Annotated in this window: 11 protein-coding genes and 1 pseudogene; 8 read left to right on the plus strand and 4 right to left on the minus strand. The window is 74.5% G+C overall.

The genetic code is table 11. The features are described 5' to 3' along the window. The first annotated feature begins 126 nt into the window (after positions 1-126). Entirely contained in the window at positions 127-1,032 is a 906-nt protein-coding gene (locus JJV70_RS14530) for a Gfo/Idh/MocA family protein (protein ID WP_219048365.1), read from the plus strand. Here the strand turns inward: JJV70_RS14530 and lnt are convergent. After that, the gene (lnt, locus tag JJV70_RS14535; protein WP_219048366.1) at positions 1,004-2,536 is read right to left on the minus strand and encodes an apolipoprotein N-acyltransferase; all 1,533 of its coding nucleotides are present in this window, start codon (positions 2,534-2,536) and stop codon (positions 1,004-1,006) included. The genes JJV70_RS14530 and lnt overlap by 29 nt on opposite strands. 78 nt (positions 2,537-2,614) lie before the next feature. Next, positions 2,615-3,505, minus strand: a complete 891-nt coding sequence (locus JJV70_RS14540) for an undecaprenyl-diphosphate phosphatase (RefSeq protein ID WP_219048368.1) — start codon at positions 3,503-3,505, stop codon at positions 2,615-2,617. Between the two features lie 534 nt (positions 3,506-4,039). On the opposite strand from JJV70_RS14540, the pseudogene JJV70_RS14545 reads away from it, so the two are divergent. Then, positions 4,040-4,883, plus strand: a pseudogene (locus JJV70_RS14545) (spermidine synthase). A 37-nt stretch (positions 4,884-4,920) separates the two neighbouring features. Here JJV70_RS14545 and JJV70_RS14550 read toward each other — a convergent pair. After that, positions 4,921-5,979, minus strand: a complete 1,059-nt coding sequence (locus JJV70_RS14550) for a hypothetical protein (protein ID WP_219048370.1) — start codon at positions 5,977-5,979, stop codon at positions 4,921-4,923. Positions 5,980-6,142: 163 nt separating this feature from the next. On the opposite strand from JJV70_RS14550, the gene JJV70_RS14555 reads away from it, so the two are divergent. The 3 genes from JJV70_RS14555 (at position 6,143) to JJV70_RS14565 (ending at position 7,958) form a co-directional block, all read left to right on the plus strand. Next, positions 6,143-6,595 carry a DUF4442 domain-containing protein gene (locus tag JJV70_RS14555; RefSeq protein WP_219048371.1) on the plus strand — a complete coding sequence of 151 codons (453 nt, stop codon included), beginning with the start codon at positions 6,143-6,145 and terminating at the stop codon, positions 6,593-6,595. 61 nt (positions 6,596-6,656) lie between these two features. Beyond that, positions 6,657-7,196, plus strand: coding sequence for a gamma carbonic anhydrase family protein (locus JJV70_RS14560; RefSeq protein ID WP_219048372.1), 540 nt, complete (start codon positions 6,657-6,659; stop codon positions 7,194-7,196). Beyond that, positions 7,197-7,958 carry a DapH/DapD/GlmU-related protein gene (locus JJV70_RS14565; protein WP_219048373.1) on the plus strand — a complete coding sequence of 254 codons (762 nt, stop codon included), beginning with the start codon at positions 7,197-7,199 and terminating at the stop codon, positions 7,956-7,958. Positions 7,959-8,191: 233 nt separating this feature from the next. On the opposite strand, the gene JJV70_RS14570 is transcribed toward JJV70_RS14565, so the two are convergent. Beyond that, complete coding sequence (locus tag JJV70_RS14570) at positions 8,192-8,608, minus strand: CoA-binding protein (protein WP_219048375.1); 417 nt, start codon at positions 8,606-8,608, stop codon at positions 8,192-8,194. Positions 8,609-8,733: 125 nt separating this feature from the next. Between JJV70_RS14570 and JJV70_RS14575 the strand changes: the two genes are divergently transcribed. The 3 genes from JJV70_RS14575 (at position 8,734) to JJV70_RS14585 (ending at position 13,643) form a co-directional block, all read left to right on the plus strand. Next, the gene (locus JJV70_RS14575; protein WP_219048377.1) at positions 8,734-9,351 is read left to right on the plus strand and encodes a YigZ family protein; all 618 of its coding nucleotides are present in this window, start codon (positions 8,734-8,736) and stop codon (positions 9,349-9,351) included. 105 nt (positions 9,352-9,456) lie between these two features. Next, positions 9,457-10,623, plus strand: a complete 1,167-nt coding sequence (locus JJV70_RS14580; protein WP_219048379.1) for an exonuclease SbcCD subunit D — start codon at positions 9,457-9,459, stop codon at positions 10,621-10,623. Beyond that, positions 10,620-13,643 (plus strand): AAA family ATPase, encoded by a 3,024-nt coding sequence (locus tag JJV70_RS14585; RefSeq protein WP_219048381.1) that lies wholly within the window; start codon positions 10,620-10,622, stop codon positions 13,641-13,643. The genes JJV70_RS14580 and JJV70_RS14585 overlap by 4 nt, the downstream gene beginning before the upstream one ends. The last annotated feature ends 38 nt before the right edge of the window (positions 13,644-13,681 follow it).

Here is a 13,681-nt window from a genome sequence, read left to right on the forward strand (position 1 = left end):
GCAGGCACCAGCGGCAGGTCGAAAGGTGCGCGAGTCCGCGCCGTCGTATCACCGCGCTCGTATGCTGCCGGGGAGCGGGGTGCCACGGCGCAGCCGGGCAGCGGGCCGAGGTGAGGGAGACATCAAGTGAAGGTCGGCATCATCGGACTGGGCGACATCGCCCGGAAGGCGTACCTGCCGGTCATCGCCACGCAGCCCGGCATCCAGCCGCACCTGCACACCCGCGCCCCCGCCACCCTGCACCGCACCGGCGACGCGCACCGCGTCCCGCGTGAGCACCGCCACGAGCGCTGGCGGGACCTGCTGGCCGCCGACCTGGACGCCGCCTTCGTGCACGCTCCCACCGCCGTGCACCCCGAACTGGTCGCCGACCTCCTGGCCGCGGGCGTGCCCACCTACGTGGACAAGCCGCTCGCCTACGACCTCGACGACGCCCGGCGGCTCACGGCGCTGGCCGAGGAGCACGGTGTCAGCCTCGCCGTCGGCTTCAACCGCCGCTTCGCGCCCGGTTACGCCCAGTGCCGCGAGCACCCGCGCGACCTCATCCTGATGCAGAAGAACCGCGTCGGCCTGCCCGAGGCCGCCCGGCCGGTGATCTACGACGACTTCATTCACGTAGTGGACACCCTGCGCTTCCTCCTGCCCGGCCCCTACGACCAGGTGGACGTGCGGGCCCGGCAGCGCGGCGGTCTGCTGCACCACGTCGTCCTCCAGCTCTCCGGGGAGTCTTTCACCGCCGTCGGCGTCATGAACCGGCTCTCCGGCTCCGCCGAGGAGGTGCTGGAGGTCTCCGGGCAGGACACCAAGCGGGAGGTACGCAACCTCGCCGAGGTGATCGACCACAAGGGCCAGCCCAGCGTCCGCCGCCGCGGGGACTGGGTGCCGGTAGCCCGCCAGCGCGGCATCGAACAGGCCGTGCTGGCGTTCCTCGACGCCGTGCGCGAGGGCCGCACCCTGAGCGCCCGCGACGCCCTGCGCACCCACGAGCTGTGCGAGCAGATCGTCACCGCCGTGGAGCCTCCGCGGGCGTGACACCGGTGAGAACCTCGCCGCGCCGGGCCATGCGGTGCCCCAGCGCGACGCCGCCCGCCAGCGCCAGCGTGCCCAGCGAGAGCCACACCGCCCAGTCGCCGATCCGCACGTACGGGGTCTCACCGGCCGCCAGCGGCACCGGGTAGACCTCCGCCGCGCCACGGGAGGGGCCCAGCCTCGGGCCCACCGGCTCGCCGCCCGGCCCGTACACCGCGGTGACGCCGGTCAGCGTCGCGTGCACCATGGAGCGCCCGGTTTCCGCCGCGCGCAGTGCGCCCAGGGAGGCGTGCTGCTCTGGCGCCCACGTCTCCTGGAAGCTGCTCGTCGCTGACTGGCCCACCAGCACCTGCGCGCCCTCGCGCACCAGTTGGCGGCTCATGTCGGGGAACGCCGTCTCGAAGCAGATCAGCGGCCCGGCGCGCAGCCCGTCCGCGTCCATGACGACCGGTTCGCCGCCCCGCACGCGGTCCACCCGCGCCGCCTGGCCGACCTGCGTCACCCAGCCCAGCACCGACCGCAGCGGTACGTACTCGCCGAACGGCACCAGGCGCATCTTGTCGTACCGGTCGCCGGTGACCCCCTCGGCGTCCACCAGGACCGAGCTCTTGAAGATGCCCGGCCCGCCCACGCGCCGCGCGTCCACGTTCACCAGCAGCGGCGCCCCCACCGCGCGGGAGGCCCCGGCCAGCTGCGCCGCCCGCTCCGGCCGCGCCGACAGGTCGAAGCCCACGCTGCTCTCCGCCCACACCACCAGGTCCACCTCGCGTCCGGCCAGCGCCCGGGTCAGTTCCAGACCCCGCGCGAAGCGCGGTTCCGCGGCGTTCAGCTCGCCCGGCTGCACCACGGCGATCCGGGCCGCACCCGACACTGGCGGCGGTGCGGCACTGGCCCACGCCCCGAGCCCCAGCAGGGCGCAGCAGCCCAGCACCCCGGCCGCCGCGAGCCGTCCGCGCGCAAGCGGCCGCGTCAGCACCACCGTCACCGCGACGTTGACGGCGACGATCAGCCAGCCCACCAGCCACACCCCGCCCAGTGCGGCCACCCGCAGTGCCGGGGTCCACTGCCACTGGCTGGCCCCGAGCATCCCCCATGGCCCGCCCGCGTACTCCCACGAGCGCACCAGCTCCGCCACCAGCCAGCCCGACGGCAGCAGTACCACCGCCCTGAGCGTGTGCCGTCCGCCGGACGGACCCGCCAGCAGGCGGTGCGCGAGCCAGCCCCACGGCGCCCACAGCAGCCCGAGCAGCGCGGCCAGCGGCAGCAGGAAGACGTGGACGTGCGGCGTCAGCCAGTGGTGTGTGGCCAGAACGAACCCCGTGCCGCCCAGCCACCCGCAGACCGCCGCCCGCCGCCCGCCCGGCGCCGCCCGCAGCACCAGCAGCCATGGCACCAGCGCGACGTAGGCGAGCCACCACAGCGCGGGCGCGGGGAACGCGAGGGCGGGCAGGGTTCCCGCGAGGAACGCCGCGGGAACGTGCCACCAGCGTGCGGGCGTACCGCTCATACCGCGCCCTTCCCGTCCCGGACATCGGAGGGACGGTTCCCAGTGTGCTCCCCTCGGGGCGCCGGCGGGGCCGGGGCGTCAGCCGACGTCGTTCCCGGCCAGCGGGTCGAGCACGCCCATCCAGACCAGCACCAGGACCACGCTGCCCAGCAGGATGCGGTAGATGACGAAGGGCAGGAAGCTGCGGTGCGAGATGAACCGCATGAACCACGAGATCACGGCGTAGCCGATCAGACCACTCACGAGGGTCGCCAGGATGGTCGGACCCCAGTCCACGTGGCTGCCTTCCTCGCCGATCGCGGTCAGCTCGTACGCGCCTGAGGCGAGCACGGCCGGGATGGCCAGCAGGAAGGAGTACCGGGCCGCCGCGGCGCGGTTGTAGCCCAGGAACAGGCCGCCGGTGATCGTCGAACCGGAGCGGGACATGCCCGGGATCAGCGCCAGCGCCTGGCAGAACCCGTAGAGGATGCCGTCGCGGACGGTGAGGTCTTCCAGTTCCTTGGGCTGCCGCACCGCGCGGTGCCGTCCGCCCTTTTGTGCCCGCTGGGCGGCGCGGCTCGCCATCCGGTCAGCCACACCCAGGACGATGCCGAGGACGATGAGACTGGTGGCGATCAGCCGCAGGTCACGGAACGGCCCCTCGATGTGGTCCTTGAACAGCAGCCCGAGAACGCCGATAGGCAGGGTGCCGACGATCACCAGCCAGCCCATGCGGGCATCCAGCGTCCTGCGCACGGCCGGGTCGCTCAGCGAGCGCCACCAGGCGGTGACGATCCGGCCGATATCCTTGCGGAAGTAGATCAGCACCGCGATCTCCGTGCCGATCTGGGCCACGGCGGTGAAGGCGGCGCCCGGGTCCGGCCAGCCCGCCGCGACGGCGGCCAGGCGCAGGTGCGCGCTGGAGGAGATGGGCAGGAACTCCGTCAACCCCTGGACCGCCCCGAGGATGAATGATTCGAACCAGGTCATGTCGGGTTGCGCTCGTCCTTGTCGTAGGCAGGTCGGATGGGTGGGGCGCGGGCGGGGCGTGCGTCCCCGGGCGGCGCACGGCTGGCCCCGCGGATCGGGTCAGATGCTACGTCCGGGGACCCCTCATCCCGGCGCAGGCCCGGTCCCGGTGACCAGCCGCCGCAGGTTGTACAGCGCGCCGGTGACCACGGCGGCGGCCAGCAGGGCCAGCAGCACCGCACAGCGCGGCCAGGGGGAGCGCAGCGCGGCGACCCCCAGCGCACGCAGCCACCCGGCGGCAGGCGACGCCGCGAGCGGGGCCCGCAGGAGGCGCCGGGCTCAGGAGCACCGCGGCAGCCGGGGGCGTAACGCACGCGGCGTCCGGTGCCGCGCCGGAGACCGGGGGAGAGGCGGGGTCGAGCACCGGGTGAGGTTAACCCACTCAGGTGAAGCACAGTCGGCTACACGGTGACGTGGCGGTGGACCGGTACGCCGGGCCACCCCTTCCGGCAGTCACCCGGACGGCCGAGCCGCGCCACCCGCACAATGGGGGCCGTGAGCGAACCCCTGCCCGTCGTCCGCGCGGTGGACCACGGCACCGCGCGCCTGCTGCCCGACCTGGACCGCGACGCCGCCTGGCTGCTGACCGTGGACGGCGCCCCCCAGTCCCACCTCGATCTGGACGACCCCACCCACCTGGAGTTCGAGTACACCCGCCGCATCGCCCATCTCCTGGACACCGTCGCCCCGCCGGGACCGCTGGATGTGCTGCACCTGGGCGCTGGTGCGCTGACGCTGCCCCGGTACACCGCCGCCACCCGCCCCGGTTCCCGGCAGCGCGCCGTGGACTCCGACGCGGCCCTGCTCGCCCTGATCGCCGAGCACCTGCCCCTGCCGCCCCACAGCGGAATCGACGTCTGCTCCGGTGACGCCCGCGCGGCCCTGGAGAGCGCGGCTCCGGCCACCTGGGACGTGATCGTCGCCGACGTCTTCCGCGGTACGCGTGTCCCGGCCCCGCTGACCTCCGTCGAGTGCGCCCGTGCCGCCGCCCGCGCGCTGCGGCCGCACGGTGTCCACGTGGCCAACCTCGCCGACGCCGCGCCGTTCGCCTTCGCCTTCGGCCTACCTGGCCGCGCTCGCCGACGTCTTTCCCTTCACGTGCGTCCTCGCGGAGCCCGCCGTGCTGCGCGGCCGCCGCTTCGGCAACCTCGTCGTGGCCGCTTCCCGCGCGCCGCTGCCGGTCGCCGCCCTCACCCGCCGCTGCGCCGCCGAGGCCTTCCCGGCCCGCGTCGTCCACGGCCCGGCCCTGCACCGACTGATCGCGGGCACCCGCCCCGTTTCCGACGAGCGCGCCACGCCCTCTCCGGCCCCGCCTCCGGGCGCGTTCAGCATCGGCTGAGCCGGATCCGGCGCCATGGCGGAGCGGGCTGCCGGCGTCACAAGTCTTCGTACGGGCGCAGGCTCGCTGTCATGGTGTCGATGACCTTCTGCGGCACCTCTTCCTTCACGCCGGTGTCCGAGACCAGCACCCACAGCCGCAGGTTGCGCTCGCCGTCCAGCCAGGAGATGGCGACCGACTTGCCGTCGGCCTGGCACTTGTCGGTCTTCTCCCCGCCGGTGTGGGTGGCGGTGGCGATGTGGCCCTCGATGCCGTGGTCGTTGCTGAAGGTCTCGGACTCTGTCCAGTCCACGAGCTCCTTGCCCTCGCCGTTCTCGCCGCCGTGCCGGTAGTAGACGAAGTTCTGGGCAGCCGCCAGCGCCGCCTCTTCGGTGTTCTTCGCCCCTTGCGCGCCCTTGGTGCCCACCACGGCACGGGAGTAGGAGCCCCCTTCGGAGTCCCGGCACCAGTTCTCCTCCAGGAAGGCCGGGGCGCTCATGGCCACCGCGGGGGCGGGGATGAGGGCGTCCTCGGACTCCTCGGACTCGCCCCAGCCGACGATGGTGGTCTCGCTGGCCGGTTCCCACGCCGCCGGCACGTCGAACGCGCTGTTGTGCTCGCTGTTGACGACCACCTGCCAACCGTCAACCACTGGCCTTGGCTCGTCATCGCCCGGCCCGGAACCCTGGTCATCGCCCTCGGGTTCTCCGGTCTTTGCCGTGGACCGCGACGGGTCGGCGGACGCGGTGGCCGGGGGAACGCCGCCGCCTTTCGGGTCGCCGTCCCCGTCATCCGAGAGCAGCCACACCCCGGTCACCACGGCACCGGCCATCACCGCCAGGGACACCGCGATCGCCAGCACGGTGTTGCGCGTGGTGTTCTTCGGCCTGCCGCCGCCCGGCGGGAGCTGGGGGCTGCCCGGCCCCGTCGGCTGTCCCCACGGCTGCTGGCCGCTTAGGCCGCCCGGCTGCTGGTACGGATTGGGCTGCTGAGGGTATCCGGGCTGCCCACCGCCCGGCTGCTGGTACGGGTTCGGCTGCCCGAAACCCCCCGGTTGCTGGTACGGGTTGGGTTCCTGCGGGTTCTGGCCGCCCCCGGGCTGTTGTCCTGGCCACATAGCGTGAACTCTACGAGTGGGCCCTCTCCGGATCACCGCCACCCCTGTTTCGGTTACGTGTCCGCGACATGCCCCGCGGTATCACGGGAGGCCGGGCAGCTGAGCGCGCGAGACGGTCGGGCACACCGGTCCGATGAAGCTACTGGCTGGTAATGTTCTGGGTATGTCTGAGACCCAGCCGTCGATCGGCGAGCTCCTGACGGCCACCGTGCCGATGGTCCGCACCCTCAACCTGGAGTACGTGGAGACCACGCCCGAGCGTGCCGTCCTGCGGCTGCCGGACCAGCCCGAGTACCACAACCACGTCGGCGGCCCGCACGCCGGCGCGATGTTCACCCTCGCCGAGTCGGCCAGCGGTGCCGTGGTGCTGGCCGCCTTCGTGGACCAGCTCTCCCGTGCGGTGCCGCTGCCCGTGCGGGCGGAGACCACCTACAAGAAGCTCGCCAAAGGCCCGCTGACGGCCACCGCCCGCCTCGGCCGCCCGGTCGCGGAGATACTCGCCGAGCTGGACGCCGGGGCGCGCCCGGAGTTTCCCATCACCGTTGACATCACCCGCGAGGACGGCGACGTCACGGGGGACATGACGATCGTCTGGACCCTCCGTCCGAACTCCTGACCCGTCCTGGCATACCGTGCGGGTAGGCGCGGCGAGCCGGTAGCACCCGAGGAGTTCGTTCATGGCACAAGCGTTGGTCGCGGGCGTGGGCGGCAGGGAACCGCACATCGACCCACAGGCGTATACCGCACCGACGTCCGTCATCGTCGGCGACGTCACCCTCGCCGCTGGCGCGAGCATCTGGTACCACGCGGTGGTACGCGGCGACATGGGCGCCATCACCATCGGCGCGGGCAGCAACGTCCAGGACAACTGCACCGTGCACGTGGACCCCGGCTTCCCCGTCACCGTGAGCGCCGGAGTCTCGGTGGGACACAACGCCGTCCTGCACGGGTGCACCGTGGAGGACGACGTACTGGTGGGCATGGGAGCCACGGTGCTGGACGGCGCCGTCATCGGTGCCGGGTCGCTGGTGGCGGCGCAGGCACTGGTGCCGCAGGGCATGCGGGTACCGCCGGGCTCGCTGGTGGCCGGGGTCCCGGCGAAGGTACGCCGCGAGCTGACCACGCAGGAGCGCGAGCACATCAGGCTCAACGCCGCGGCCTATCGCGACCTCGCCGACGAACACCGCGCGAGCGTCTGCGGCCCGGGGGAGGGCTGAGTGAACCGGCACACCGTCCCCGCCCTGCTGAGCCGGGCGGTGCACCGCACCTGGCGCTGGGCCCAGCGGGCGGGGGCGGTGACCCGGGAGCGCCCGGGCCCGTACGCGTTCCGCCGCATCGGCCGCGGCACCCGGATCGCGTTTCCGCAGGGCACGATCTTCGGCGCGCCGTGGATCGAGCTGGGCGACCACTGCGTCATCGGCGCCGAGGTCACGCTGACGGCGGGGATGATGCCCGATCTCGACCTCGGCCCGCGTACCGTGCTGCGGCTGGGGGACGGCATCGTGCTCGGGCGGGGCAGCCACGTCATCGCACACGACGCGGTGACCATCGGCGACGATGTCTTCTTCGGCCCCTACTGCTACGTCACCTCCACCAACCACTCCTACGACGACCCGCGGGAGCCGGTCGGCAAGCAGTGGCCGCGCTCGGCACCGGTGGAGATCGGCGCGGGCAGCTGGCTCGGGCATGGTGCCGTGGTGCTGCCGGGCGCGAGCCTTGGCCGCAACGTCGTAGTGGCGGCGGGCTCGGTGGTGCGCGGAAAGGTCCCCGACCACGCGGTGGTCGCCGGGACGCCCGCGAAGATCGTGCGGCGCTGGGACGCCGAGTCCGGCTGGCAGCCGCCGCTGCGTACCCCGCCGCCCGTGCCCGTCCCCGAAGGCGTCACCTCGCAGCAGCTGCTCGCGCTCGCCGAACTGGCCGAGGCCGGTGCGCCGCCGCCGGAGGTGGGCGCCGGAGAAACCCAGCCGCCCTCAGGCTGACGGGACCACACCGGGAGGTTCGCCCCGGCGGTCCGCACCGCCGTGGCCGCTTACTGAGCCAGCCGCGCGCGACGACGGCGATGACTACGGGTGCGCGAACACGAGCACCGCCGCGAGCTGCGCACCGAGCACCGGGCTCAGCCGGTACGCCCGGGCAGGCGTCAGCGGAGATTGACGATGGCCGTCTCCCACCCCGGTCCCCACGGAGCGGCAGTGCTCAGGTGACTCGCCCACTACAGCAAGGGGAGCTCGATCGCCGGGCAGCGGTCCATCACCATCTCCAGGCCCGCCGCCCGGGTGCGCGCGTAGGCGTCGGCGTCCACCACACCGAGCTGGAACCACACGCCCTGGGCGCCGATCGCCACCGCCTCGTCGGCCACCTGCCCGGCCAGCGCGGAATTGACGAACACGTCCACCACGTCGACCGGGAACGGTATCTCGGCCAGGCTCGCGTAGCCGCGCTCCCCGTGCACCGTCTCCGCCTTCGGATGCACCGGCACGATCCGCTTGCCGTACCGCTGCAGAACGCGCGCGACGCCGAACGCCGCGCGCGTGGTGTTGTGCGACAGCCCGACAACGGCCCAGGTCCCACCCAGCTCCGTCAGCATTCGGCGTACCGCCTGGTCGCCCGCTCCCGTCCCGACATCCATGCCCGGCACAACCCCCACCGCCTGCCCCGCATTCCCGCCACCCCGCCACCCGCTCCACCAGCCGTGCCCGCACCCGTGGCGGACGCCCGTGCCTGGCGCCCCGGGGAGCCCCATAGGCTGGTGGTATGCAGGACCAGTACCTCACCGTCGCGGCCGCCGGCGTCCACGAGACGGAGGTCAACCGCTCCCGCTTCGTGTGCGCGCTGGCCCCGGCCACCACCGAGGCGGAGGCCCAGGCGGTCCTGGCGGCCATGCGGGCCGAGCACCCGGCGGCGTCGCACCACTGCTACGCCTACGTCCTCGGCGCAGACGGTGCGGTGCGGAGGTCCGGCGACGACGGGGAGCCCGGCGGCACGGCGGGACTGCCCATGCTGCAGATGCTGCTACGACGCGACATCCGTGACGCCGTCGCCGTCGTTGCCCGCTACTTCGGCGGCACCAAACTCGGCGCGGGCGGCCTCATCCGCGCCTACTCCGGCTCCGTGGGCGCCGCCCTCGACGCCGTCGGCACCGCTACCCGCCGCCGCGTGCGGCACGCCACCGTCACCGTCGGGCACGACCGCGCCGGGCGGCTGGAGAACGACCTGCGCGCCACGGGCCATCAGGTGCACGACGTGCGCTACGGCGCCGAGGTCGCCTTCCACCTCAGCTTGCCCGCCGCCGACACCGACGCCTTCCGTGCCTGGCTCGCCGACGCCACCGCGGGCACCGCCCGCCTGAAGCTGCACGACGACAGCCCTTAGGCGCACAGCGCCCTCGGCCGCGCGGACCCGCGGCGTGCCCCGGCCGCCCGGCCGCACCGGGGCCCCGCGCGGTGTCGTCAGCGCGGGGGCTTAGGGTCGGGGGCCATGCGTCTGCTGCACACCTCCGACTGGCACCTGGGCCGGAGTCTGCACCGGGTGAGCCTGCTGGAGGCCCAAGCCGCCTTCCTGGACCACCTGGTGGAGACGGTCCGCGCCGAGCGTGTGGACGCGGTGCTGGTCGCCGGAGACGTCTACGACCGCGCGGTGCCCCCGCTGCCCGCGGTCGCCCTGTTCGACGACGTGCTGCACCGCCTCGCCGCCCTGGGCGTCCCGGTGGTGATGATCTCCGGCAACCACGACTCGGGACGCCGCCTGGGCGTGGGCTCCGGCCTGCTCAGCCGGGCGGGCGTCCACCTGCGCACCGATCCGGCCCACTGCGGCACCCCGGTCCTGCTGGCCGACGCGCACGGCCCGGTCGCCTGCTATGGGCTGCCCTACCTCGAACCCACCCTGGTCCGCGAGCAGCTGGAGGCCGAGCGGTCCTCGCACACCGCCGTCCTGGGGGCCGCGATGGCACGCGTGCGCGCTGACCTCGCCACCCGCCCGCCCGGCACCCGCTCCGTCGCCCTGGCCCACGCCTTCGTGACAGGCGGCCAGGTCTGCGACAGCGAGCGGGACATCACCGTCGGCGGCGTGGCCGCGGTACCGGCCGTGGTGTTCGACGGGGTGGACTACGCCGCCCTCGGCCACCTGCACGGCTGCCAGCGCATCACCGAGCGGGTGCGCTATTGCGGCTCCCCCCTCGCCTACTCCTTCTCCGAGGCCGACCACCGCAAGTCGATGTGGCTGGTGGACCTCGACGCCGCCGGAGCGGTGCACGCCGAACGCGTGGACTGCCCGGTGCCCCGTCCTCTGGCCCGCATCCGGGGGCGGCTGGACGCACTGCTGAGCGCCCCGGAGCTGGAACGGCACACCACCGCCTGGGTCGAGGCCACCCTCACCGACCCGGCCCGCCCGCCCGAGCCCATGGCCCGCCTGGCCGGGCGCTTCCCGCACGTCCTCAGCCTCGTTTTCGACCCCGAGGACAGCGAGCAGCGGCCACGGCGCTCCTACGCCCAGCGGCTGCGCGGGCGCACCGACCAGGAAATCGCCGAGGATTTCGTCACCCACGTCCGCCCGGGCCGCACCGCGAGCCCCGGGGAACGCACGGTACTGCGGGAGGCGTTCGACACGGTGCGGATCTCCACGGCCCGCACCGAGGAGACCCGTTGAGACTGCATCGCCTCACGCTCACCGCCTTCGGCCCCTTCGCCGCCCGCGAACACGTCGATTTCGACGCCCTGTCGCGGGCCGGTCTGTTCCTGCTGCACGGCGCCACCGGCGCGGGCAAGACGTCCGTGCTCGACGCCGTCTGCTACGCGCTGTTCGACGGCGTCCCCGGCGCCCGGCAGAGCCAGGGCCGCACCGCCCTGCGCAGCAGTCACGCGGGTCCGGCCACCCCCACCGAGGTCTCGCTCGACCTCACCGTCGGCGGGCGTCGGCTGGAGGTCACCCGGCGGCCCGAGCACCCCCGTCCCAAGCGCCGCGGGAGTGGCTACACCACCGACAAGGCGCAGGCGACCCTGCGCGAGTACGACGCGGCCACCCGCACCTGGCGGGCGCTCAGCCGCTCCCAGCAGGAAATCGGCCGCGAGCTGGCCGGCTTGATCGGCATGAGCCGGGAGCAGTTCTGCCAGGTCGTGCTGCTCCCCCAGGGGGACTTCGCCCGGTTCCTGCGCGCCGACGCCGAGGAGCGGGGCAGGCTGCTGGGCCGCCTGTTCGACACCAGCCGCTTCAAGGCCGTCGAAGAGCACTTGGCCGAACGCCGCGGCGAGGCGCTGCGGCGGCTGCGCGCGGCGGATGAGTCCCTGCTCGCGCTGGCGCACCGCATGCACCAGGTCGCCCAGCCCCTCCCGGTGGACGCCGCGTTCCCCGACCTCACACCCGGCGCCCCCGGCCTGGCGGACACCGTGCTGGAGTGGGCGGCCCAGGCGCGCACGGTCGCCCGGGAGCGGGCCGCGAGCACCGCCCTGGCCGTACACGCGGCCGAGCACGCCGAACGGGCGGCCCAGCACGCCCTCGCCCGGCAGCAGGAGCTGGCCCGCCTCCAGCACCGGCACGACGACGCCCGCCGCCGTGCCACCGCGCTCGCCGCCGAGGCGGAGGCCCAGGCGGACGTGCGAGAACGCCTGGAGCGCAGCCGCCGCGCCGAAACCGTCACCTCGGCGCTCGTCCTGCACGAGCGCGCCGCGAGCGAGCACCAGCGTGCCGCCCAGACCGAGCGGCGAGCCCGCGCCCAGCTACCCGGCCACCTCGCCCAGGCTCCGGCGCAGCAGCTCACCGCCGCAGAACGCGAAACCCGCCGCGCGCTCGGCTCCCTGGACGCCGCCCGCCGCGCCGAGGAGCGCGTGAGCGCCCTCACCGCCGAACTGGCCGCGCTGGACCGCCAGACGGGCGCGGACGAGGAAGAGCTGCGGGACGCTGAGGAATGGCTGGAGCACTGGCCCGCCCAGCGCGCGGCCCTCCAGCGCCGCGTTGACCGGGCGCAGGCCGCCGCCACCCGGGCCGAGCACGTCGGCGCGCGGCTGGAAGCCGCCGAACGCCGCCTGAACGCCGCCCGGGAACGCGACCGGCTCGACGCCGAGCACTCCCACGCCCGCGAACACCTGCACACCGCCCGGGAGAGTGCCACCTCCGCTCAGGCCACCTGGCTGGAGCTGAAGGAGCGCCGCCTCGCGGGCATCGCCGCCGAGCTCGCCGCCGGTCTGACCCCCGGCCGCCCGTGCGCCGTGTGCGGCTCCACCGACCATCCGGCCAGGGCCGAACCGGCCACCGGCCACGTCGACGCCACCGAGGAGGACGCCGCGCTGGCGGCCTACCAGGACGCCGAGACCGCCCGTGAACAGGCCGAGCAGTCCTGGCGCCGCCTGCGGGACGCCCGCACCGTGGCGGCCGAAGCAGCCGGGGACGCCGCCACCGGGGAGTGCGCCACCACGGTGGCGGAGCTGCGGCAGGCCGCCGCCGAAGCCCGCCACACCGCCGCCACAGCGCACGCGGCCCAGGAGGCCCTTGCCCAGGCCGAACGCGAGCACAGCCGCCGTCTCGCCGCCCGGGACGATGCGGGCCGCCGCGCCGCCGCCCGCACTTCGCACCGCGAAGCACTGCGGCAGGAACTCACCGGCCGTCAGCAGGAGGTCGCCGGAGCCCGGGGCGAGGCCGCGGGCGTCGCCGAGCGCACCGCACACCTCAGCGGACTGGCCACCGCCCTCGCCGCCGCCGCCGAAGCGGCGCTCGGGGCCGAGTCCGCCGCCCGGCATCTCAAGCAGGCCGACGCCGACCTCGCTGATGCCTCCTGGCGGGCCGGTTTCCCCCGCCCGGAGGCGGCCGCCGACGCCCTGCTGGCCGATGCGGACGCCCGTGCCCTGCGGGCCCGGCTCGACGCGTGGCAGACCGAGGAGGCCGCGGTCGCCGCCGAACTGGTGGACCCGGCCGTCCAGGACGCCGCCGCGCAGGCGCCCGCCGACGTGGCGGCGGCGCGGCGCCGAGCCGAGACGAGCGCGGCCCAGCGCCGCGCCGCCGACACCGCCGCCACGGCCACCCGCCAGTACGCGGCCGACCTGGACGCCCTCGGCGCACAGGCCGCCGACGCCGTGCGCCGGCTCGCGCCCCGACGCGCCGAGCACGAGGGCATCAGCCGTCTGGCCGGCCTCACCGCTGGCACCTCAGCGGACAACGAGCGCAAGATGCGCCTGGAGACGTACGTGCTGGCCGCCCGGCTGGAGCAGGTGGCCGCCGCGGCCGGGCACCGGCTGCACCGGATGTCCGGCGGCCGCTACGCACTCGTCCACTCCGACAGCCGGGCCAGCCGTGGCGCCCGCTCCGGGCTCGGGCTGCACGTCGTGGACGCCTGGACGGGCCAGGAGCGCGACACCGCCACCCTCTCGGGCGGGGAGACGTTCTTCGCCTCCCTGGCGCTGGCTCTCGGACTCGCGGACGTTGTCGGTGACGAGGCGGGCGGCACCCGGCTGGACACCCTGTTCATCGACGAGGGCTTCGGCAGCCTCGACGAGCAGACGCTCGACGAGGTCCTCGACGTGCTGGACGGCCTGCGCGAACGCGACCGCTGTGTCGGCATCGTCAGCCACGTGCCGGACCTGCGGTTGCGTATCCCCACCCAGCTGGAGGTCCGCAGGAGCCGCACCGGCTCCACTCTGCGCCATCACACGGACACCGTTCGCGCTGACGGCCCCTGACACCCCGCCCCCGGCCCCCGCCACTCGGCCCCCGCCAC

The organism is Streptomyces sp. JJ66 (assembly GCF_019303495.1).
Lineage (GTDB): Bacteria > Actinomycetota > Actinomycetes > Streptomycetales > Streptomycetaceae > Streptomyces.

Excerpts from the sequence above, each read along its gene's own strand:
- JJV70_RS14580 (WP_219048379.1), top strand. The coding sequence starts at position 9,457 with ATGCGTCTGCTGCACACCTCCGACTGGCACCTGGGCCGGAGTCTGCAC.
- JJV70_RS14555 (WP_219048371.1), top strand. The coding sequence starts at position 6,143 with ATGTCTGAGACCCAGCCGTCGATCGGCGAGCTCCTGACGGCCACCGTG.
- JJV70_RS14560 (WP_219048372.1), top strand. The coding sequence starts at position 6,657 with ATGGCACAAGCGTTGGTCGCGGGCGTGGGCGGCAGGGAACCGCACATC.
- JJV70_RS14570 (WP_219048375.1), bottom strand. The coding sequence starts at position 8,608 with ATGGATGTCGGGACGGGAGCGGGCGACCAGGCGGTACGCCGAATGCTG.
- JJV70_RS14540 (WP_219048368.1), bottom strand. The coding sequence starts at position 3,505 with ATGACCTGGTTCGAATCATTCATCCTCGGGGCGGTCCAGGGGTTGACG.
- JJV70_RS14550 (WP_219048370.1), bottom strand. The coding sequence starts at position 5,979 with ATGTGGCCAGGACAACAGCCCGGGGGCGGCCAGAACCCGCAGGAACCC.
- JJV70_RS14575 (WP_219048377.1), top strand. The coding sequence starts at position 8,734 with ATGCAGGACCAGTACCTCACCGTCGCGGCCGCCGGCGTCCACGAGACG.
- lnt (WP_219048366.1), bottom strand. The coding sequence starts at position 2,536 with ATGAGCGGTACGCCCGCACGCTGGTGGCACGTTCCCGCGGCGTTCCTC.